Annotated in this window: 13 protein-coding genes, 2 tRNA genes, 2 rRNA genes and 1 other annotated feature; of the genes, 9 read left to right on the top strand and 8 right to left on the bottom strand. The window is 46.0% G+C overall.

The window, feature by feature from the left end; genetic code table 11:
• Positions 1-12: 12 nt before the first annotated feature.
• The 3 genes from FR741_RS12625 to ettA form a co-directional block, all read right to left on the bottom strand.
• Positions 13-1,014, bottom strand: coding sequence for a peptidoglycan DD-metalloendopeptidase family protein (locus FR741_RS12625; RefSeq protein ID WP_006743114.1), 1,002 nt, complete (start codon positions 1,012-1,014; stop codon positions 13-15).
• Between the two features lie 28 nt (positions 1,015-1,042).
• Positions 1,043-1,411 (bottom strand): PilZ domain-containing protein, encoded by a 369-nt coding sequence (locus FR741_RS12620; RefSeq protein ID WP_012842125.1) that lies wholly within the window; start codon positions 1,409-1,411, stop codon positions 1,043-1,045.
• A 231-nt stretch (positions 1,412-1,642) separates the two neighbouring features.
• Positions 1,643-3,310, bottom strand: a complete 1,668-nt coding sequence (ettA, locus tag FR741_RS12615) for an energy-dependent translational throttle protein EttA (RefSeq protein WP_005381894.1) — start codon at positions 3,308-3,310, stop codon at positions 1,643-1,645.
• Positions 3,311-3,683: 373 nt separating this feature from the next.
• Here ettA and sltY point away from each other — a divergent pair, with 373 nt between their 5' ends.
• Positions 3,684-5,621: a murein transglycosylase gene (gene sltY, locus FR741_RS12610; protein ID WP_174856098.1), complete on the top strand. Its 1,938-nt coding sequence runs from the start codon at positions 3,684-3,686 to the stop codon at positions 5,619-5,621.
• A 13-nt stretch (positions 5,622-5,634) separates the two neighbouring features.
• Complete coding sequence (gene trpR, locus FR741_RS12605) at positions 5,635-5,943, top strand: trp operon repressor (protein ID WP_012842123.1); 309 nt, start codon at positions 5,635-5,637, stop codon at positions 5,941-5,943.
• Positions 5,944-6,053: 110 nt separating this feature from the next.
• Here the strand turns inward: trpR and yjjX are convergent, their stop codons facing one another.
• The 5 genes from yjjX to bamD all read right to left on the bottom strand — a co-directional run bounded on the left by yjjX (position 6,054) and on the right by bamD (position 11,038).
• On the bottom strand, positions 6,054-6,587 hold the full coding sequence (gene yjjX, locus FR741_RS12600) for an inosine/xanthosine triphosphatase (protein ID WP_012842122.1): 534 nt from the start codon (positions 6,585-6,587) through the stop codon (positions 6,054-6,056).
• Positions 6,588-6,611: 24 nt separating this feature from the next.
• Positions 6,612-7,790, bottom strand: a complete 1,179-nt coding sequence (pheA, locus tag FR741_RS12595) for a prephenate dehydratase (RefSeq protein ID WP_005397485.1) — start codon at positions 7,788-7,790, stop codon at positions 6,612-6,614.
• 12 nt (positions 7,791-7,802) lie between these two features.
• Positions 7,803-7,924: a sequence feature (Phe leader region), on the bottom strand.
• Positions 7,925-8,032: 108 nt separating this feature from the next.
• Positions 8,033-8,359 carry a ribosome hibernation-promoting factor, HPF/YfiA family gene (hpf, locus tag FR741_RS12590; protein ID WP_005397484.1) on the bottom strand — a complete coding sequence of 109 codons (327 nt, stop codon included), beginning with the start codon at positions 8,357-8,359 and terminating at the stop codon, positions 8,033-8,035.
• Positions 8,360-8,684: 325 nt separating this feature from the next.
• The gene (locus tag FR741_RS12585) at positions 8,685-10,139 is read right to left on the bottom strand and encodes an MltF family protein (protein ID WP_167427112.1); all 1,455 of its coding nucleotides are present in this window, start codon (positions 10,137-10,139) and stop codon (positions 8,685-8,687) included.
• Positions 10,140-10,309: 170 nt separating this feature from the next.
• Entirely contained in the window at positions 10,310-11,038 is a 729-nt protein-coding gene (bamD, locus tag FR741_RS12580) for an outer membrane protein assembly factor BamD (protein WP_006743118.1), read from the bottom strand.
• Positions 11,039-11,174: 136 nt separating this feature from the next.
• Here bamD and rluD point away from each other — a divergent pair, with 136 nt between their 5' ends.
• The 7 genes from rluD to FR741_RS12545 all read left to right on the top strand — a co-directional run bounded on the left by rluD (position 11,175) and on the right by FR741_RS12545 (position 21,076).
• The gene (rluD, locus tag FR741_RS12575) at positions 11,175-12,152 is read left to right on the top strand and encodes a 23S rRNA pseudouridine(1911/1915/1917) synthase RluD (RefSeq protein ID WP_005385913.1); all 978 of its coding nucleotides are present in this window, start codon (positions 11,175-11,177) and stop codon (positions 12,150-12,152) included.
• Position 12,153: 1 nt separating this feature from the next.
• Complete coding sequence (gene pgeF / locus FR741_RS12570; protein WP_167426869.1) at positions 12,154-12,882, top strand: peptidoglycan editing factor PgeF; 729 nt, start codon at positions 12,154-12,156, stop codon at positions 12,880-12,882.
• A gap of 144 nt (positions 12,883-13,026) precedes the next feature.
• The gene (gene clpB, locus FR741_RS12565; RefSeq protein ID WP_167426868.1) at positions 13,027-15,600 is read left to right on the top strand and encodes an ATP-dependent chaperone ClpB; all 2,574 of its coding nucleotides are present in this window, start codon (positions 13,027-13,029) and stop codon (positions 15,598-15,600) included.
• A gap of 507 nt (positions 15,601-16,107) precedes the next feature.
• Positions 16,108-17,660: ribosomal RNA gene (locus FR741_RS12560) — 16S ribosomal RNA — on the top strand.
• A gap of 66 nt (positions 17,661-17,726) precedes the next feature.
• A tRNA-Ile gene (locus FR741_RS12555) sits at positions 17,727-17,803 on the top strand.
• A gap of 45 nt (positions 17,804-17,848) precedes the next feature.
• A tRNA-Ala gene (locus FR741_RS12550) sits at positions 17,849-17,924 on the top strand.
• Positions 17,925-18,186: 262 nt separating this feature from the next.
• Positions 18,187-21,076: ribosomal RNA gene (locus FR741_RS12545) — 23S ribosomal RNA — on the top strand.
• Together the 16S and 23S rRNA genes with 2 tRNA genes alongside form the textbook arrangement of a ribosomal RNA operon.
• The last annotated feature ends 78 nt before the right edge of the window (positions 21,077-21,154 follow it).

The following is a 21,154-nucleotide window of genomic DNA, read 5'->3' as shown; positions in this document are numbered from 1 at the left end:
TCGAGAGATAAATCAGTTAGTCGCGGTATTGCTGGTATCTTCACTTGATACTGTATTGATACTGGTGTCGCGATAGGGGGAGTTGGTTAAATTGACTTGCAGACGCACGACATTATCAATCAATTGAACTAAAGGGCCCCATTTCACTTTTTTCTCTTTTTCAAATACATAATTGAAGTTTTCAGGTGTCCACTCCATCAAGTATTGAGGGTTGAGTGCTCGCCCGAGAAAGCGCACCTCGTAATGCAGGTGCGGGCCAGTGGAATTACCTGAACTACCACATTGAGCAATCACATCGCCTTTACTGACAAATTGGCCGCTTTTCACTTTAAAGCGTTGTAAGTGAGCAAAGGAGCTCATAAAGCCAAATGAGTGACGAATAGTGACATAGTTGCCATAGCCACGATTACTCGGGCGAACGGTTTCCACCACTCCGTCTGCAGGTGCGAGGATTTCTTCTCCTCGTTTACAGGTAAGATCGATACCAGTATGAACGTGTCGTTTACCTGAAATAGGATTAATGCGACTGCCGTAGGAAGAAGAAATACGTTGGTATGTCACTGGGCTATCATTTGGAATCAAACGAAACATGGTTGCTCGAACTGCGGAATCGATAGCTGCTGCATCAATTCGCTCTTCTAACGCCATGTTGTTTTCATCGATCATCAGCTCTTCGTCAGCGAGACCTAGAACCGATTCGACGTCGAATACCCGTTTTCCTAATAGCTGAATTTGATTGTTTTTATCGGTCAATGACTGAGAAAGCGAGTGGTTGGTATCAAGCTGTTCTTCATAAAGAGCAGTGATTTCGGCCTTTTCACTTTCTAGTTTGGCGATGGTTTGTGTTAGTTCGTCTTTATTTTGTATCTGCTGTTGATTGAGATACCACGCGCCACCAACGACGGCGGGTAATGCCAATACCGAAGCAAATACTGCTAGGACCGAACTGCGGCCCAAATAGAACTGCTGATCGCCGTCTTTCGTCGGGATCTGCATGATGATTTTTTTAGACATAGTTATTGTTACTTAAATAGGCGTTCATTTATTTTTCTCCTAAATCAGAGAGATGTTCTAACTCTCGGTTCAGAAGGTCGTTATTGCCTACATTCAATTCTATAAATCGTTTTAGTTGGCTAATGCTCTCGATGTCTATCTTGATGATCTTTAACCTAATCTCACACTTAGAAACATCCACAATTTGCGCTTTTAACGTAATCACTTGTTCGGATTGATCAAATGAAAAAGTAACATGGGCTGGAAGGGCTGGATCCAAAGCCTCAGTCTCTTCCACTTTCATGAGTAAACCATGTAAGGAAAGATCTTGAATCCTAGCTTCAATTGCCAAGTCACGTTGTTCTACCTTCGCTGGCGCTTGATGGAGAATGCGTGAAAAGCGTCGTCTCTCTGCCATGTGCATTTTCTCGTTATGTTTTCAAACAGAATTGAATAGTATATCAATGCGAACAAAAAATGTTCGATTGCTGTTTGAAAAGTGTCGAGGTCGCTACAGAGTGACGTAAGTGCAATGTCATGTTCTTAACGAACGAGACGGGCTAATGAGCTCTTTTTTATAACAAAGAAAACAAAGGCCGCTATGATAGCGGCCTTTGTACAAATTACAATCAAACTTTGCGGGTTGCGATTACTTCGCAATACGCTTGTATTTGATGCGGTGTGGTTCTGCGGCTTCAGGGCCCAACGTTTTCTTCAACCAGTCCATGTACTCGGTGTAGTTACCTTCGTAGAAGTTAACTTGGCCTTCGTCACGGTAGTCAATGATGTGGGTCGCGATACGGTCAAGGAACCAACGGTCGTGCGAGATAACCATTGCACAACCAGGGAACTCTAGTAGTGCTTCTTCTAGAGCACGCAGTGTTTCAACGTCAAGGTCGTTGGTCGGTTCGTCGAGTAGTAACACGTTACCGCCCGCTTTAAGCAGTTTCGCAAGGTGGACACGGTTACGCTCACCACCTGATAGCTCACCAATGATTTTTTGTTGGTCGCTGCCTTTAAAGTTAAAGCGTGAACAGTATGCGCGAGCTGGGATTTCGAAGTTGTTGATCTTAATGATATCAGCGCCTTCAGAAATCTCTTGGAATACGGTTTTAGAATCGTCCATGCTGTCACGGAACTGATCGACCGATGCTAGTTTTACTGTATCACCCATTTCAATTGTGCCTGAATCTGGTTGTTCAGTACCACTTAACATCTTGAATAGGGTCGATTTACCTGCGCCGTTCGCACCGATGATACCAACAATCGCACCTTTAGGGATGCTGAATGATAGGTCATCAATGAGAACACGGCCGTCAAATGACTTCGTTAGGTTCTTCACTTCAATAACTTTATCACCTAGGCGCTCACCTGGCGGGATAAACAGTTCATTGGTTTCGTTACGTTTTTGGTGATCAGAGCTTTGCAGTTCTTCAAAGCGTGCCATACGTGCTTTTGATTTCGCTTGACGACCTTTAGGGTTTTTACGTACCCACTCAAGTTCTTTCTCGATGGTTTTTTGACGAGCGCTTTCTTGAGACGCTTCTTGTTGTAGACGAGCGTCTTTTTGCTCCAACCATGAAGTGTAGTTACCTTCCCATGGGATACCTTCACCACGGTCAAGCTCTAAGATCCAACCCGCGGCGTTATCTAGGAAGTAACGGTCGTGGGTGATAGCGACTACAGTACCTGTGTAATCCACTAAGAAGCGCTCTAGCCAAGCGACAGATTCTGCATCTAGGTGGTTGGTAGGCTCATCAAGCAGCAGCATGTCTGGCTTAGAAAGTAGCAGGCGACAAATAGCGACACGGCGGCGTTCACCACCTGATAGGTGCGCAATTTTTTGGTCCCATTCAGGTAAACGAAGTGCGTTTGCAGCTCGCTCAAGTGCGTTTTCTAGGTTGTGACCATCTTTCGCTTGAATCAGAGCTTCAAGTTCGCCTTGCTCTTTTGCAAGTGCGTCGAAGTCTGCATCTGGTTCTGCGTAAGCCGCATAGACCGCATCCAAACGTTTCAGTGCGTCAGCAACGTCAGCAACCGCTTCTTCAACAACTTCACGAACGGTTTTTGATTCGTCTAATACTGGCTCCTGGGGTAGGTAGCCTACGTTTAGACCAGGTTGTGGACGCGCTTCACCGTCGATATCCGTGTCGATACCTGCCATGATACGTAGCAGTGTGGATTTACCTGCACCGTTCAGACCTAAAACACCGATTTTCGCACCAGGGAAGAAGCTCAGAGAGATGTCTTTAAGAATTTGACGCTTAGGTGGCACAATCTTGCTCACCCGCGACATGGTATATACGTATTCAGCCATTGCCGATCGTTCCTAAATTAACTGTCATTCAAACCCATCATTTTATACCAAGTGCTTTGTTTTTGTTACCGCATTGCAAGAATTTCCCTTTCGAATGGATTTCTTATTTTGAGCTGACCGGAAACTTACACGGTTAGGGTATACACTTTTGTTATTCGTTATAAATGACGAAGTGCTTTCTGCACAAGTTAGGAACTCCTTGTCTCCATCGTCTTAAAAGTTTCACGAGTACAATTTTTAATACACTAAGTTGCTTTACATGGACATCTGCATTCTGTGTAAATAGATGCATGTGTGAAAATTGCCTTAACATCACATGAACGCTAACAAAACGAGGCTTTGGGGCAGTATATGTCTGGGGAAAATGACACAAATGAGATTCAACGTATCTGAATTGGCTAAAAACGTATGCTGCGCCGCCGCGCTGTGTGCGATGAGTTTGAGTGCTAATGCTGCGCTGAGCTTGGAAAAGCAGCGTGAAGTTTATGAGCAAGCTCAAGATTTATTAGATAAAAATGACATCGACGGATACCTTTCGATCCGTCCTAAAATTTCTGACTATCCACTGACGCCTTATGTGGACTACCGAACGTTTATTAGACAGTTACCGGAAAAATCGCCACAGCAGGTGAACGAATTTATTTCGGAGCACGAGTCGTTTCCTTTTTCTCGTCGTGTGCGCGCTCCATACCTCAACCATCTTTATAAGCAAAAAGATTGGAAAACCATTACTGAGTTTCAAAAAGTCATTCCAAGTGGCGAGCGTTACCAATGTATTTTCTACGTGGCTCAGTTAGAGCAAGGTAAGAAAGTTGCCGCGTTTAAAGGGGCTGAGCATATGTGGTTGCGTGGCAGAAGTATTGCCGATGAGTGCGATCCATTATTCGCAGCATGGGACAAGGCAGGTGAACGTACTGATGAATTGGTCCTCCAGCGTATGCTACTGGCGTTTGATGCTCGTAATGGCAGTTTGATGAGTTACTTACTTAAACTGCCTAAATCCTCGCAGGCAAGGCAACAAGCGAAAGAAATGAAGGCGTTGTTTGATAACCCTTCAAGCGTTGCGGAGTTCGCGAAGAAAAAAACGGCTAATGATTTTAATCGAGCGCAAAGCGAATATGCGTTGGAAAAGCTAGCTCGCATGAATACCAGTCAAGCGCAGAGTGTATATGATGCCGTTATTAAAGGGCAGAAGTTTTCTCCAGAAAAGGCGCAAGCCCTGGCTGACTATATCGCATTTCGATTGACCCGTACGGAGTCTGAGTCACTAGCGAAGTGGCGTGATGATAAAACGAAAACCAGCCAGTACTTACCGCTCATTGAAACTCGCATTCGCTTAGCGATTCAGAACGCGGATTGGAAGGGCGTACAAGAGTGGATTGCCGTTCTCAATAAAGAAGAGCAAGCGTCGCTTCGCTGGCAATACTGGCTTGGACGAAGTGAAATTGCGTTAGGTGATGACATCGCAGGGAAACAGCGTTTAGCGACTTTGGTCGGGCAGCGAAACTTTTATAGTGTGGCAGCCGCTAATGCGATTGGACAATCAATCAAATACCCTACGCATACGGTTAAGTTTGATAAGCGAGTGGTTCAACCCTATCAAGACTCGTTAGTTCGTATTGAAGAGTTGATCGCGACGGATAAAATTGCAGCAGCGAAAAGTGAATGGGCACATTTATTGCGCCGCGTAGGGAAAGATGAAAAGGCGATGCTGGCGGCTTATGCGTCTTCTAAGCGTTGGCATAACCTAACGGTGACCGCGAGTATTCAAGCGCAGATGTGGGATAATATCGAACTGAGGTTCCCGATTGCGCATCGCTGGTGGTTTAACTTTTATGCAAAAAAACACAACATAGATCCCGTGACGATGATGTCCCTAGCTCGACAGGAAAGTGCGTTGGATGTCGAAGCCCGTTCTCCAGTTGGTGCTCGTGGTCTTATGCAGATCATGCCCGCTACAGCAAAGTACACAGCACGTAAATATAAGTTGAGTTATCAAGGTACGCAGGACCTCTACAATGTGGGCAAAAATATCGAAATTGGTAGCCATTATTTGCAAGGCTTATTAGAGGATTACGATAATAATCGTATTTTTGCTCTTGCTGCTTATAATGCAGGTCCTAACAGAGTAAAAACGTGGCGAGAGCGTACCCAAGGAAAAGTGGATGCTTATGCCTTTATTGAGGCAATTCCATTTAGAGAGACACGCGGTTATGTACAAAACATCCTGATGTTTGAAACATATTACCGTGATCTTTTGGGTATCGATGGCGCGTTCTTGAATCAACATGAGATCAATACCAAGTATTGAGTGAGGTAACTTGATGTCGCACGAACCCGAGTACAAAGACTGGCAACAGATTATTGAGCTAATTCGAACTAGCATGGACAGTGAGCAAGATGACATGCTGTTAACCATGCTGATGTCACGTGATGAGAGAGAATCATTAATATCACGCGTTAATATTATTAACGAGCTTCTTAAAGGCGAGTTATCTCAACGTCAGATCAGCCAGATGCTTGGCGTGGGTATTGCCACTATTACTCGTGGCTCTAACGAGTTAAAGTCTAAATCTGATGAAGAGAAAGACAAACTCAAGGTTTTGTTAGAGCAAGTTGCGGTATCTAAGTAGCCAGTGATTCCAATTCGCCTTTAGGTATTGGTATCACAAGTGGTTAAGATAACGTGTTAAAAAGGGCGGAAATATCCGCCCTTTTTCGTACCTAGCGAATAGGATGAGCGTTATAAATTTGAAGGGAAGTGCTCAGAGTTTGTGAATGGAATTAGAGCCAGAATCAAGGCTTGATGGTAAACCGAACTTCGAGTCAGCTGGTTTTGGGTGAGCAGGCTGATGGCACCACCTTTCTGTTTGATGTTCTCGGTACCAAACACCTCATCCATGACATCTCCCAGCTCATTCGCATGCTCGAGTTTGTCCAATACTTTAGGCGGCAGCATTAAGCTCGCAGAGCGAGATTCACCACGGTGAGTATTCGATTCAATCACCATCCACGCAAACGTCACGTTTGTTTCAATTCCCGCTTCAAGTCCGACATAGTAATCCGCGTTTGGCATCTCTACTTTTGCGTTTTTAACGCGGTTTAGTGCACCGCGATGAGTTTCTTCATCAGTCATAGGTTGATCTGCGACCTCACTCGGTACACTGACGCCAACGAAGTTGAACTCTTGGTGCGGAAATGCACTGTTAAATGCACTTTGAACGGCATTAATTTTAGCTGGGTTTAGCGATGCGATTACGACTTTTTGGGTTGCCATGATCTTTTTACTCACTGGTGTCTATTAACTCAATTTTACTTGGGTAGGCTTTACGTTCTCACTAGGGTAACAGCCTAATACTTTCAAGTGTTTAGTTATTTTTGTTAGCTCTTCTAGTGCCTGTTGCATTTCTGTCGAAGCAAGATGAGATTCCAAGTCTACGTAGAACATTTCTTCCCATGGGTTCCCCATAATTGGACGTGATTCTAGCTTGGTCATATTGATGCCGTAACGTTGCAGCACTAATAGTGTTTCAACCAATGAGCCAGCCTCTTGGGAGGTCGACATGATCAAGGTGGTTTTTGCTGGAATCTGAGTTGAAACCTCAACTGGTTTGCGAGCAACCACGATAAAACGAGTATGGTTCTCAGTTTGGTTTGCGATGTTGCCTTGAATTGCTTGCAAGCCGTATAGCTTACCGCTTGATGCATTACCAATTGCAGCAACATCATCACGATCCATCTCTTGAACTTTCTGCATTGCATCTGCCGTGCTGGCGCAAGACTCCAGTTTTACACCTTTCATACGGCTTAAAAACTCACTGCACTGTTGGTGTGGCTGAGGATGTGAATACAGCGTTTTAATGTTTTCCAGACGAATGTCTTTTTTCGCAACCAAGCAGTGCTCGATTGGTTGAGTTAGCTCTCCAACGATGTACAGCGTCGTGTGTTGTAGTAGGTCGTACACTTCATTAATAGAGCCTGAACTGGTGTTTTCGATAGGCAGAACACCATAATCAGCATGGCCCGATTCTACTGTTTGAGTCACTTCTTTGAAGTGTTCGCAGTTGAGCTCGATAAGTTCTGTATTTTTACGGCTGAAGTATTCGCGGCTTGCCAAGTGCGAGTAAGAGCCTTTGGCTCCTAAGAAAGCGACGCGAGCAAGTGGCTTACGACTTTGTTGCGGGTTAACGAGGTTTTGCAGGTAACTTTGCTGAAGAAGCACTGAGTCTTCAATGATGGTATGGAATAGTTTAGTGATGTACTGCGCGTCGAGTTCGTATTTATCTCGGCCATTAGAAATCAGCTTAACTAATAGTTGTTGTTCTCGAACGGCATCACGAACGGGTTTTGAGGTTTGTACTTTGCTTTTGGCTACTTCAATGCTGAGTTTACGGCGCTCAGACAATAAGCTGAGAAGTTGGTCATCCAGCTCATTCAAGCGCAAACGAATTTCTTCGAGGGAAATAGGTTGGTCAGTCATCAATTCTTTCCTTATAAAAAAGCCTCCCGATTTGGGAGGCTTTCTGTTTGTTTTTGACTTTTCTTTCACAAACGAGTTCGCCCCTCCGACTATGGGAGGAAAAAGAAGTCAAAAATAAACAGTGAGGTTAAATGCATAAATAGTGCTTAATTTATGAGTGTTTAAACACAATAAGCAAGGCAGGGGAGAGCGTCAAGCAAAAAAATAGCGCCTTTCGGCGCTATTTCCTCAATCTGGTCAGTTTACTCTTCTTCTTCCACTAGCTCAGGCTTATTTGCACGTCGAGCTTCAGGTTTGTGGGTCAGCTTGTTCAATTGTCGTTCTAGTTTTTGCTCCACTTCGTTGATAGCTGCGTAAAGATCTTCGTGAGTTGCTGAGGCAATGAGCTGGCCTTTAGGAACTTTAATAACCGCTTCGAATTTCTTCTGTTTGTTTGGTTCCTCACTGAAAGTTGCTTGGCAACCAATTAGGTCTACTTGCCATTTCTCCAGTTTTTTAAACTTGCTCTCAATATGAGCTCGGATTGCAGAGGTGATTTCGATGTTTTTGCCAGTGATATTCATTGTCATAAGTGTTTTTCCTCTGTTGCATCCCTCATGGGTTGAGTTCAGATTACCGCTTTAAGTATAAAAAAATGTGACTCAGATCATTATTTTGTTCGGGTTTTTTATGATGAAAAATGAATGTGATCTCACTCAAGATCTGCTGAGATTTATCGTGAAATTGCTTGTTATCGGTTAGTAAATCCGTAGATTGGATAGAGTACTCAGCTGAAAACGTCTTCGTTTTTAGGGAAGTTTTACGGCCTAATATTAGAGGTGGTTAAAATTTAACTATACGTAAAGTGTGATGATAGTCACTGAGTCTCTCAGACGAATTTATTTACAAAGCCGCTTATTGTACAAGCGGCTTTTTTGTGTCTGGCGTTTGACTGACTTTTCGTAGCGGTATCATGAAGAAGGGATCCTTTGGTGCCAGTGATACCCGCTCTAGACTTTTGACCTGGTCCAAACTTTCTAGCTGTTTGTATATAACGTAATAGCGATTAATGCTTGTGACGTACCCAACCGTTGAGCTTAAACTTTTCCGCATAACGACTTCCACGTTATTGAACCAAATATTAGGATCGTAGCCTTGCTGGGCTGCACGTTTACGAATTCGTTCTACATTCCCGGGGCCAGCATTGTAAGCCGCTAAGGTAAAGTAGAGTTTATTTTCCGCCGTAATAGCAGGATCACTGAAGTACTGTTTACGCAAAAATGCTAAATACTTCACGCCAGCATGAATATTGTTTTCTAGCTGCCGAACGTTTTTGATATTGATATTAGGGTCTCGAGCCGTGCTGGGTAGAACTTGCATTATGCCGACTGCACCTCTACTTCCAACGAGGTCGTTATTAAAGCCGGACTCTTTATAAGCGACGGCTGCGATCAGTAGATAGTCGATATCGTACTTCTCGCCATAGCGTGAAAACAACGTAGCAAGCTTTTCTAGTTGAGCAATTTTCTTGGGGTTAAGGGCTTTGTTTAGCCAATCTGTGTTATCGATGTATTTTCCGTAAATGACGTTACCGAGCAGTGTCCCAGAACGAGATTTCTGAATAAACTTGTTCACGACGGCTTTCAAACTTGGGCTGTTTTCCCGCATTGCCCAAGCGATTTTACCATTTTCACGAATAGGGATTTCTGGGTGAGCTCGAATATCATCCATCACTTTAAGCCAAAGTTTGGCTTTATGACTATCGAGAACAATGGCTTTGACGTAGCCGTTATTGAGCATCCCAACCAGTTCGTAGTCTTGCAGTGTTTCTTCAATAAAATGTACGACAACGGGTGACAAGCCTTTTTTATTTAGCTTCTTATTTAGTGCTTGAATACTCTCAAAGTAGCTAGAACTGGCACGTACCCAAACCTCTTTGCCGCTCAGTTGCTCAATGTTAGTCATGGCTGGTGTGCTTTTGTTCGTGACTATCCACTCGTCAATACCAGTAAGAATGGGTGAACTAAAATCGACTTTCTGTTTACGTGTGTTGGTAATGGTCAGATTGGCGACGACTAGATCACCGGAGCCATTTTCTAAGGCTGGCAGAAGTTGGTCACGGGCTAGAGGAATAATTTGTACGTTAAGTTTCGGTTTGAGCTTACGAAGGTCTTTTTCGAAATGCGCCAGGAGTTCTGCACCTATTCCTTTTGGTGTACCGCCTTCAATGTAATAGAAGCCTAGATCGGCAGAAACGAGGACACGTAAAACATTCTTCTCTTTAATAACATCGAGATCCCCAGTGTAAGGAGGTTGCTTGAGTGGTGATATTTGCAGTGCGCAAACGGAAGCAGACAATAAGAGCAGCATAACTGCGCATAGCTTAGGTATCGTCACGTTCACATCCTTTTATAAAGGGGAGGGGAACTTTAAGCATATGTAGAGCCCCGTAGATCATCAAGCAAGGGCAGAAGACGCTATTGTGGGTAATAAAAACCGCCACGGTAAAAACGGTGGCGGTTTAGTTTGAAGCAGTTCAGTTACTTCACAGGGTTTAGCTCGATAAGCTTTTCAGTTCTTGCTACGGCGTCTTCCAAACCGAGTTGCTTGTAGGCCTCTAGCTGGATAGTCAGTGACTTACGTGCCGCTTCGGTGTCTGGGAAAGCTTTTTGTAGCTCTTGACTGCGATTAATTGCAGCTACCCAGGCTTCACGGCGGAGATAGAAGTCAGCCGTCGCTAAATCATAGTTCGCTAGGCGGTTTTTCAGCGCTACCATTCGTTTTTGTGAATCTTCTGCGTATGGACTGTTCGGGTAGCGTTGAAGAAGTTTTTTGAAGTCATCAAACGCTTTTTTTACTGGCTCAGGATCGCGATCGCTTCGATCTACGCTGAACAGATCATGCATAAAGTTACGATCTTGCGCCATATGGCTTAGGCCGCGCATGTACAGTACCCAGTCCATTTTTTCATGGGTTGGGTTTAAACGCATAAAGCGAGAAATGGTTGCCAAGCCCAAAGCAAGGTCGTCGTTTTTGTAGTACGCATAGATTAGGTCAAGCTGCACCTGTTCTGAGTAGGCACCGAATGGGTAACGTGAGTCTAATGCTTCCAGTTTCTCAATTGCAGAAAGCCAATTACCACTTTGAAGAGAAATCTGTGCGTCTGCATACAGTTCCGAAGGCGGCACATCAGGAACGATTTCTTCTTTGCTTGCACATCCAAACAGAAGGGATACCGCTAAAAGGCCTGTTAAAGTCTGACGTTTCATATCAGGAGTCTGTTCCTTGAATCTAAATATTTCTTAAGCTGCCGTTACTTTCTTTCCAGTAACAGATACAATGGCGTAATAGTCTATTTTTTCACAGTCGTGAGCATTAGTCTCACAGTTTTTAAAAAAGTTCGATATGGCTCAGCAGATTGTATTAACAAATACCGTAAAAGATAGCCAGTTAGGTCAACGTTTAGACCAAGCTATCGCCGAATTATTCGCGGACTTCTCTCGCTCGCGCCTGAAAGAGTGGCTGCTTGATGGGAAAGTTCAAGTTAATGGTGAAGTTGTCACCAAACCTCGCACCAAAGTAATGGGTGGCGAGGAAATTACATTGCAAGCCGAGTTAGAAGATGAAGAACGCTGGGAAGCGCAAGATATCCCGTTAGATATCGTTTTTGAAGATGACGATATTATCGTTATCAATAAGCCTCGTGACTTTGTGGTTCACCCAGGTGCCGGTACGCCAGATGGTACGGTGCTTAATGCGTTGTTGCATCATTACCCTGATATCGCAGAAGTACCTCGTGCAGGTATTGTGCACCGTCTGGATAAAGACACAACGGGTCTGATGGTGGTGGCGAAAACCGTTCCTGCACAAACTCGTCTGGTTCGCGCACTGCAAAAACGTAATATTACTCGAGAGTACGAAGCGATCGCTATTGGTCGTATGACAGCGGGCGGTAAAGTGGACCAACCTATTGGTCGTCATTCTACCAAGCGCACGCTTATGGCGGTAGCACCAATGGGTAAACCAGCGGTAACGCACTACCGTGTCGCTGAACGTTTCCGCGAACACACACGTATCCGTCTGCGTCTTGAAACGGGTCGTACGCACCAGATCCGTGTGCACATGTCTTACCTTCAGCATCCGCTGCTCGGTGATATTGCATATGGTGGACGTGCTCGCATCCCGACAGGTGCTTCTGAAGAGCTAACTGCAATGATCCGTGGCTTCGATCGCCAAGCATTGCACGCCGTAATGCTACGCTTTGAACATCCAATTACGGGAGAAGTACTTGAGTTCCATGCCCCTGTGCCTGATGACATGGTGGCGATGACTGAAGCGCTTCGTCAAGATACGGAAGAGCACGGTTTACCGGAAGAGTTCTAAGATGAAGACAATCATTCCGAATTGGCGTGCGCCTAAAAATGTCAAAGCTTTTGCCTCAACACGCATAGGCGGTTTTTCGACAGGCCCTTATCAAGGGCTAAATTTAGGTACTCACGTTGGGGATGATTTGTCTTTAGTAGAGAAGAACCGAGCTTGGTTGGCGCAGCAGGCGAACATGCCCAATGCGCCAATCTGGTTAAACCAAACGCATTCGACCGTTGTGGCTCAAGCAAATGAACCAACAACACAAGTGCTTGATGCGGACGGTGTATTTACTTCTTCAAGCCATGTTGTTTGTTCAGCGATGACCGCCGATTGTCTACCTGTATTATTGACTAATACACAAGGCACGCAGGTCGCTGCCGTTCATGCAGGGTGGCGCGGCTTAGCAAATGGTATTGTCGAAAATGCATTAGCGTTGTTTTCAGGTGAAGTGATAGCGTGGCTTGGGCCTGCTATTGGGCCTGAAGCTTTTGAAGTCGGTGAAGATGTTCTGCAAGCTTTTGTTGATGTCGATTCTCTGGCACATCAAGCTTTTATGCCACGAGGGGCTAAAGGTAAATGGTTGGCTGATATGTCAAAGCTGGCAACGCAACGTCTAAATCGAGCTGGTGTGACACAAGTGTTTGACTCTGGACTTTGTACTTACCAAGATAAAGCCTCTTTTTATTCGTATCGCCGTGATGGTAAAACTGGTCGGCAAGCCACCTTTATTTGGATTGAAGATTAGTTATAAGCACTAAAGTGCCAAGATGCATAGTGCTATTTTTGCAAAGCTATCTTTATTCATTCACTCCCTTGAAATTCCTCCTCTGAGTATCCATCTTTCTAACTGTCAAAAGAATTTCCTTTAGTTGAGGTTAGGAAGGTAGATATGCGTCTTGATCGATTCACAAGTAAGTTTCAAATCGCTATCTCTGATGCTCAATCACTAGCGTTAGGGCGCGATCATCAATATATCGAGCCAGTTCACCTAATGGTGGCTTTGCTTGACCAAAATGGCAGTCCAATTCGTCCATTGCTTACTATGCTGGATGTGGACGTAACGCATTTACGCTCTAAATTGAGTGAAATGCTAGATCGATTACCAAAAGTCAGTGGCATCGGTGGAGATGTACAGCTCTCTAGTTCGATGGGCACGTTGTTTAACCTGTGTGACAAAGTGGCGCAAAAGCGTCAAGACTCCTATATCTCGTCTGAAATCTTCCTGCTTGCTGCTTTAGAAGATCGCGGACCATTGGGGCAATTACTCAAAGAGATCGGTTTAACAGAGCAAAAAGTTAGCCAAGCAATCGAAAAGATCAGAGGTGGTCAAAAAGTTAATGACCCGAATGCAGAAGAGCTTCGCCAGGCATTGGAAAAGTTCACCATTGACCTTACCGAGCGAGCAGAGCAGGGCAAACTGGATCCGGTTATCGGCCGTGATGATGAAATTCGCCGTACCATCCAAGTATTGCAGCGCCGTACTAAAAACAACCCTGTGATCATCGGTGAACCTGGCGTAGGTAAGACCGCAATTGTTGAAGGCTTAGCTCTGCGCATTGTCAACAATGAAGTGCCAGAAGGTTTACGTGGTCGCCGCGTGCTGTCATTAGATATGGGCGCACTGGTTGCTGGTGCTAAGTACCGTGGTGAATTTGAAGAGCGCTTGAAGTCGGTATTGAATGAACTCGCTAAAGAAGAAGGTAATGTCATTCTATTTATCGACGAGCTCCATACTATGGTTGGTGCGGGTAAAGGTGAAGGCTCAATGGATGCGGGGAACATGCTCAAACCTGCATTAGCCCGTGGTGAACTGCACTGTGTTGGCGCAACAACACTGGATGAATATCGTCAGTACATCGAAAAAGATGCGGCGTTAGAACGTCGTTTCCAAAAAGTGCTGGTGGATGAGCCGACCGTTGAGGATACCGTGGCGATTTTACGTGGCTTGAAGGAGCGTTATGAGCTTCATCATCACGTTGAAATTACTGACCCAGCGATTGTTGCAGCGGCGAGTTTGTCACATCGTTATGTTTCTGACCGTCAACTGCCAGATAAAGCGATCGACTTAATCGACGAAGCGGCTTCAAGCATTCGTTTACAAATTGACTCTAAGCCAGAGTCATTAGATAAGCTTGAACGTAAAATCATCCAACTTAAGATTGAGCAACAGGCGCTTAGTAACGAGCACGACGAAGCGAGTGAAAAGCGTTTGAAAGCGCTTAATGAAGAACTCAATGAAAAAGAACGTGAGTACGCTGAACTAGAAGAGGTTTGGAATACAGAAAAAGCCGCACTTTCTGGCACTCAACATATTAAGTCTGAGCTTGAACAAGCTCGTATGGACATGGAGTTTGCTCGCCGAGCTGGTGATTTAAACCGCATGTCGGAACTTCAATATGGTCGTATTCCTGAACTTGAGAAGCAGTTAGATCTTGCAACCCAAGCGGAAATGCAGGAAATGACACTATTGCGTAATAAAGTAACCGACAACGAGATTGCAGAAGTACTTTCTAAGCAAACTGGCATCCCAGTATCCAAGATGCTAGAAGCGGAAAAAGAGAAACTACTTCGTATGGAAGACGTACTGCATAATCGTGTGGTAGGGCAAAGCGAAGCGGTCTCTGTTGTATCGAATGCCATTCGTCGTAGTCGAGCTGGGCTTTCTGATCCAAACCGACCAATTGGCTCCTTCTTATTCTTAGGTCCAACTGGTGTAGGTAAAACAGAGCTTTGTAAGACACTTGCGAGCTTTATGTTCGACAGCGAAGATGCGATGGTCCGTATCGACATGTCTGAGTTCATGGAGAAACACTCAGTGGCAAGATTGGTTGGTGCGCCTCCAGGCTATGTCGGATATGAAGAGGGTGGTTACTTAACGGAAGCGGTTCGTCGCAAGCCGTATTCGGTAATTTTGTTAGATGAAGTAGAGAAAGCGCATCCGGATGTATTTAACATTCTGCTGCAAGTTCTCGATGATGGGCGTTTAACGGATGGTCAAGGTCGTACTGTTGACTTCCGTAATACGGTTGTGATCATGACATCGAACTTGGGTTCATCTCGTATCCAAGAGAATTTCGCAACATTAGACTATCAAGGTATCAAGAGTGAAGTAATGGATGTGGTTAGCAAACACTTCCGTCCTGAGTTCTTGAACCGTGTTGACGAAATCGTGGTGTTCCATCCACTTGGTCAAGAGCACATCAAGTCCATCGCTTCTATTCAATTAGAACGTTTGGCGAAACGACTAGAAGAAAAAGGATATCAACTAGAGGTTTCTGACAAAGCACTCGATTTGATCGCTCAAGTTGGTTTCGACCCTGTATATGGTGCGCGTCCTTTAAAACGCGCAATTCAACAGAATGTCGAGAACCCATTAGCCAAATCGATTCTTTCTGGTGAAATTGTTCCAGACAAGAAAGTGCAGCTAATCGTTACTAATGACCAAATTCGTGCCCATCAGTAATTGCACGGATACAATAAGAAATGAGATAAAAATCACATTCAAGGGGCCGTTTGGCCCCTTTTCTATAATGTTTTAGAGCCTCTTGCCTGTTTTCTGTACGAATGAACTAAAAAGGTGAGTTTTTTTTAAAAATGCACTTGTGTTCCTTAATGAACGCCCTATAATGCGCCTCCGTTGTCAAGGGAAAGCAAGTTAAGCGACGTCTAGACAACAAGGCCAGTGAGTTAAGAATTAACTCGCAGATAAATAACTTAAAAAAGTGTTTGACACGATAAGTTATCTAGCTAAAATGGCCGTCCACTTTGAAGAGAAGTTCAAAGTGTGCTCTTTAAAAATATAGACCTATCAATCTGTGTGGGCACTCGTTGATGATAATCCAATTAGAAGCTTCGGCTTCAAATTAGGTTTCAATGAAACGAAGTGACCATTGAATCTTCGGATTCAGCACAGTCAATTCAAACATTACTTTATGTAATGTTCAGTATTCATTGAGCCGAACAAAATCTTAAATTGAAGAGTTTGATCATGGCTCAGATTGAACGCTGGCGGCAGGCCTAACACATGCAAGTCGAGCGGAAACGAGTTATCTGAACCTTCGGGGAACGATAACGGCGTCGAGCGGCGGACGGGTGAGTAATGCCTAGGAAATTGCCCTGATGTGGGGGATAACCATTGGAAACGATGGCTAATACCGCATGATGCCTACGGGCCAAAGAGGGGGACCTTTGGGCCTCTCGCGTCAGGATATGCCTAGGTGGGATTAGCTAGTTGGTGAGGTAAGGGCTCACCAAGGCGACGATCCCTAGCTGGTCTGAGAGGATGATCAGCCACACTGGAACTGAGACACGGTCCAGACTCCTACGGGAGGCAGCAGTGGGGAATATTGCACAATGGGCGCAAGCCTGATGCAGCCATGCCGCGTGTATGAAGAAGGCCTTCGGGTTGTAAAGTACTTTCAGTCGTGAGGAAGGCGGCGTCGTTAATAGCGGCGTTGTTTGACGTTAGCGACAGAAGAAGCACCGGCTAACTCCGTGCCAGCAGCCGCGGTAATACGGAGGGTGCGAGCGTTAATCGGAATTACTGGGCGTAAAGCGCATGCAGGTGGTTTGTTAAGTCAGATGTGAAAGCCCGGGGCTCAACCTCGGAATAGCATTTGAAACTGGCAGACTAGAGTACTGTAGAGGGGGGTAGAATTTCAGGTGTAGCGGTGAAATGCGTAGAGATCTGAAGGAATACCGGTGGCGAAGGCGGCCCCCTGGACAGATACTGACACTCAGATGCGAAAGCGTGGGGAGCAAACAGGATTAGATACCCTGGTAGTCCACGCCGTAAACGATGTCTACTTGGAGGTTGTGGCCTTGAGCCGTGGCTTTCGGAGCTAACGCGTTAAGTAGACCGCCTGGGGAGTACGGTCGCAAGATTAAAACTCAAATGAATTGACGGGGGCCCGCACAAGCGGTGGAGCATGTGGTTTAATTCGATGCAACGCGAAGAACCTTACCTACTCTTGACATCCAGAGAACTTTCCAGAGATGGATTGGTGCCTTCGGGAACTCTGAGACAGGTGCTGCATGGCTGTCGTCAGCTCGTGTTGTGAAATGTTGGGTTAAGTCCCGCAACGAGCGCAACCCTTATCCTTGTTTGCCAGCGAGTAATGTCGGGAACTCCAGGGAGACTGCCGGTGATAAACCGGAGGAAGGTGGGGACGACGTCAAGTCATCATGGCCCTTACGAGTAGGGCTACACACGTGCTACAATGGCGCATACAGAGGGCGGCCAACTTGCGAAAGTGAGCGAATCCCAAAAAGTGCGTCGTAGTCCGGATTGGAGTCTGCAACTCGACTCCATGAAGTCGGAATCGCTAGTAATCGTGGATCAGAATGCCACGGTGAATACGTTCCCGGGCCTTGTACACACCGCCCGTCACACCATGGGAGTGGGCTGCAAAAGAAGTAGGTAGTTTAACCTTCGGGGGGACGCTTACCACTTTGTGGTTCATGACTGGGGTGAAGTCGTAACAAGGTAGCGCTAGGGGAACCTGGCGCTGGATCACCTCCTTATACGATGATTATTGCGATGAGTGTTCACACAGATTGATACGGTTTATAAAGTAAAGAGACGATACTGGGTCTGTAGCTCAGGTGGTTAGAGCGTTCGCCTGATAAGCGAGAGGTCGGTGGTTCGAGTCCACTCAGACCCACCAATTTCCTTACTAAGGGATTGGCATACAGTATCGACACACCTTGATGGGGCTATAGCTCAGCTGGGAGAGCGCCTGCCTTGCACGCAGGAGGTCTGCGGTTCGATCCCGCATAGCTCCACCATCTTTAAGTGTTCTTGAAAAAGAATCTTTAAAAATGGTTTTCATCAGAAAATCTAGCTCTTTAACAATTTGGAAAGCTGACAAAACAACAATTTATTGTTGTTTGTAAAGTTCTCAAAGTATTCATTTATGAATACAACTAATAACACATTCAAGTGTTCTTGGAATTTGAGTCCGGCAAAATCGAATGTCTCTCGCTCATTCAAATAATGAGAGACAACTTTGGTTGTTTAACATCAATTCGAAACTCCTTCGGGTTGTATGGTTAAGTGACTAAGCGTACACGGTGGATGCCTTGGCAGTCAGAGGCGATGAAGGACGTATTAACTTGCGATAAGCCCAGATTAGGTAGTAAAAACCACTTGAGTCTGGGATTTCCGAATGGGGAAACCCACTTACATAAGTAAGTATCGTTATGTGAATACATAGCATAACGAGGCGAACCGGGGGAACTGAAACATCTAAGTACCCCGAGGAAAAGAAATCAACCGAGATTCCGAAAGTAGCGGCGAGCGAAATTGGACTAGCCCTTAAGCTTTATAGGCGTTAGGTGAACAAGCTGGAAAGCTTGGCGATACAGGGTGATAGCCCCGTAACTGACGACGCATATTCAGTGAAATCGAGTAGGGCGGGACACGTGATATCCTGTCTGAATATGGGGGGACCATCCTCCAAGGCTAAATACTACTGACTGACCGATAGTGAACCAGTACCGTGAGGGAAAGGCGAAAAGAACCCCTGTGAGGGGAGTGAAATAGAACCTGAAACCGTGTACGTACAAGCAGTAGGAGCAGGCTTGTCCTGTGACTGCGTACCTTTTGTATAATGGGTCAGCGACTTATATTCAGTGGCAAGGTTAACCATCTAGGGGAGCCGTAGGGAAACCGAGTCTTAACTGGGCGTTCAGTCTCTGGATATAGACCCGAAACCAGGTGATCTAGCCATGGGCAGGTTGAAGGTTGAGTAACATCAACTGGAGGACCGAACCGACTAATGTTGAAAAATTAGCGGATGACTTGTGGCTAGGGGTGAAAGGCCAATCAAACCTGGAGATAGCTGGTTCTCCCCGAAAGCTATTTAGGTAGCGCCTCGGACGAATACTACTGGGGGTAGAGCACTGTTAAGGCTAGGGGGTCATCCCGACTTACCAACCCTTTGCAAACTCCGAATACCAGTAAGTACTATCCGGGAGACACACGGCGGGTGCTAACGTCCGTCGTGGAGAGGGAAACAACCCAGACCGCCAGCTAAGGTCCCAAATTACTACTAAGTGGGAAACGATGTGGGAAGGCTCAGACAGCCAGGATGTTGGCTTAGAAGCAGCCATCATTTAAAGAAAGCGTAATAGCTCACTGGTCGAGTCGGCCTGCGCGGAAGATGTAACGGGGCTAAGTAGTAAACCGAAGCTGCGGCAATATACTTTTGTATATTGGGTAGGGGAGCGTTCTGTAAGCGGTTGAAGGTGTGTGGTAACGCATGCTGGACGTATCAGAAGTGCGAATGCTGACATGAGTAACGATAAAGGGGGTGAAAAACCTCCTCGCCGGAAGACCAAGGGTTCCTGTCCAACGTTAATCGGGGCAGGGTAAGTCGACCCCTAAGGCGAGGCCGAAAGGCGTAGTCGATGGGAAACGGGTTAATATTCCCGTACTTCTTACAATTGCGATGGGGGGACGGAGAAGGCTAGGTGGGCCTGGCGACGGTTGTCCAGGTTCAAGTGCGTAGGCTTAAGAGTTAGGTAAATCCGGCTCTCTTTAAGGCTGAGACACGACGTCGAGCATCTACGGATGTGAAGTCATTGATGCCATGCTTCCAGGAAAAGCCTCTAAGCTTCAGATTGTAAGGAATCGTACCCCAAACCGACACAGGTGGTCGGGTAGAGAATACCAAGGCGCTTGAGAGAACTCGGGTGAAGGAACTAGGCAAAATGGTACCGTAACTTCGGGAGAAGGTACGCTCTCGACGGTGAAGTCCCTCGCGGATGGAGCTATTGAGAGTCGCAGATACCAGGTGGCTGCAACTGTTTATTAAAAACACAGCACTGTGCAAAATCGCAAGATGACGTATACGGTGTGACGCCTGCCCGGTGCCGGAAGGTTAATTGATGGGGTTAGACTTCGGTCGAAGCTCTTGATCGAAGCCCCGGTAAACGGCGGCCGTAACTATAACGGTCCTAAGGTAGCGAAATTCCTTGTCGGGTAAGTTCCGACCTGCACGAATGGCGTAATGATGGCCACGCTGTCTCCACCCGAGACTCAGTGAAATTGAAATCGCTGTGAAGATGCAGTGTACCCGCGGCTAGACGGAAAGACCCCGTGAACCTTTACTACAGCTTGGCACTGAACATTGACCCTACATGTGTAGGATAGGTGGGAGGCTTTGAAGCGCAGTCGCTAGATTGCGTGGAGCCGTCCTTGAAATACCACCCTTGTAGTGTTGATGTTCTAACGTCGACCCCTTATCGGGGTTGCGGACAGTGCCTGGTGGGTAGTTTGACTGGGGCGGTCTCCTCCCAAAGCGTAACGGAGGAGCACGAAGGTGGGCTAATCACGGTTGGACATCGTGAGGTTAGTGCAATGGCATAAGCCCGCTTGACTGCGAGAATGACAATTCGAGCAGGTGCGAAAGCAGGTCATAGTGATCCGGTGGTTCTGAATGGAAGGGCCATCGCTCAACGGATAAAAGGTACTCCGGGGATAACAGGCTGATACCGCCCAAGAGTTCATATCGACGGCGGTGTTTGGCACCTCGATGTCGGCTCATCACATCCTGGGGCTGAAGTCGGTCCCAAGGGTATGGCTGTTCGCCATTTAAAGTGGTACGCGAGCTGGGTTTAGAACGTCGTGAGACAGTTCGGTCCCTATCTGCCGTGGGCGTTGGAGAATTGAAAGGGGCTGCTCCTAGTACGAGAGGACCGGAGTGGACGAACCTCTGGTGTTCGGGTTGTGTCGCCAGACGCATTGCCCGGTAGCTAAGTTCGGGATCGATAACCGCTGAAAGCATCTAAGCGGGAAGCGAGCCTTGAGATGAGTTCTCCCTGATACTTTAAGTATCCTAAAGGGTTGTCGTAGACTACGACGTTGATAGGCAGGGTGTGTAAGCGTTGTGAGGCGTTGAGCTAACCTGTACTAATTGCCCGTGAGGCTTAACCATACAACACCCAAGGGGTTTTGATGGACTCAATGAAAGAACATTGAATGTGTAAGAACGAAAACAGCTTTCCGAATTAAA

Source organism: Vibrio diabolicus (assembly GCF_011801455.1).
GTDB classification, from domain to species: domain Bacteria; phylum Pseudomonadota; class Gammaproteobacteria; order Enterobacterales; family Vibrionaceae; genus Vibrio; species Vibrio diabolicus.
The sequence above is the reverse complement of the archived record's forward strand: the minus strand, read 5'-3'. Positions and strand labels throughout refer to the sequence as shown.

Coding starts and splice junctions, on each gene's coding strand:
- FR741_RS12625 (WP_006743114.1), bottom strand. CDS start 1,014: ATGTCTAAAAAAATCATCATGCAGATCCCGACGAAAGACGGCGATCAG.
- FR741_RS12620 (WP_012842125.1), bottom strand. CDS start 1,411: ATGGCAGAGAGACGACGCTTTTCACGCATTCTCCATCAAGCGCCAGCG.
- ettA (WP_005381894.1), bottom strand. CDS start 3,310: ATGGCTGAATACGTATATACCATGTCGCGGGTGAGCAAGATTGTGCCA.
- sltY (WP_174856098.1), top strand. CDS start 3,684: ATGAGATTCAACGTATCTGAATTGGCTAAAAACGTATGCTGCGCCGCC.
- trpR (WP_012842123.1), top strand. CDS start 5,635: ATGTCGCACGAACCCGAGTACAAAGACTGGCAACAGATTATTGAGCTA.
- yjjX (WP_012842122.1), bottom strand. CDS start 6,587: ATGGCAACCCAAAAAGTCGTAATCGCATCGCTAAACCCAGCTAAAATT.
- pheA (WP_005397485.1), bottom strand. CDS start 7,790: ATGACTGACCAACCTATTTCCCTCGAAGAAATTCGTTTGCGCTTGAAT.
- hpf (WP_005397484.1), bottom strand. CDS start 8,359: ATGACAATGAATATCACTGGCAAAAACATCGAAATCACCTCTGCAATC.
- FR741_RS12585 (WP_167427112.1), bottom strand. CDS start 10,139: ATGCTGCTCTTATTGTCTGCTTCCGTTTGCGCACTGCAAATATCACCA.
- bamD (WP_006743118.1), bottom strand. CDS start 11,038: ATGAAACGTCAGACTTTAACAGGCCTTTTAGCGGTATCCCTTCTGTTT.
- rluD (WP_005385913.1), top strand. CDS start 11,175: ATGGCTCAGCAGATTGTATTAACAAATACCGTAAAAGATAGCCAGTTA.
- pgeF (WP_167426869.1), top strand. CDS start 12,154: ATGAAGACAATCATTCCGAATTGGCGTGCGCCTAAAAATGTCAAAGCT.
- clpB (WP_167426868.1), top strand. CDS start 13,027: ATGCGTCTTGATCGATTCACAAGTAAGTTTCAAATCGCTATCTCTGAT.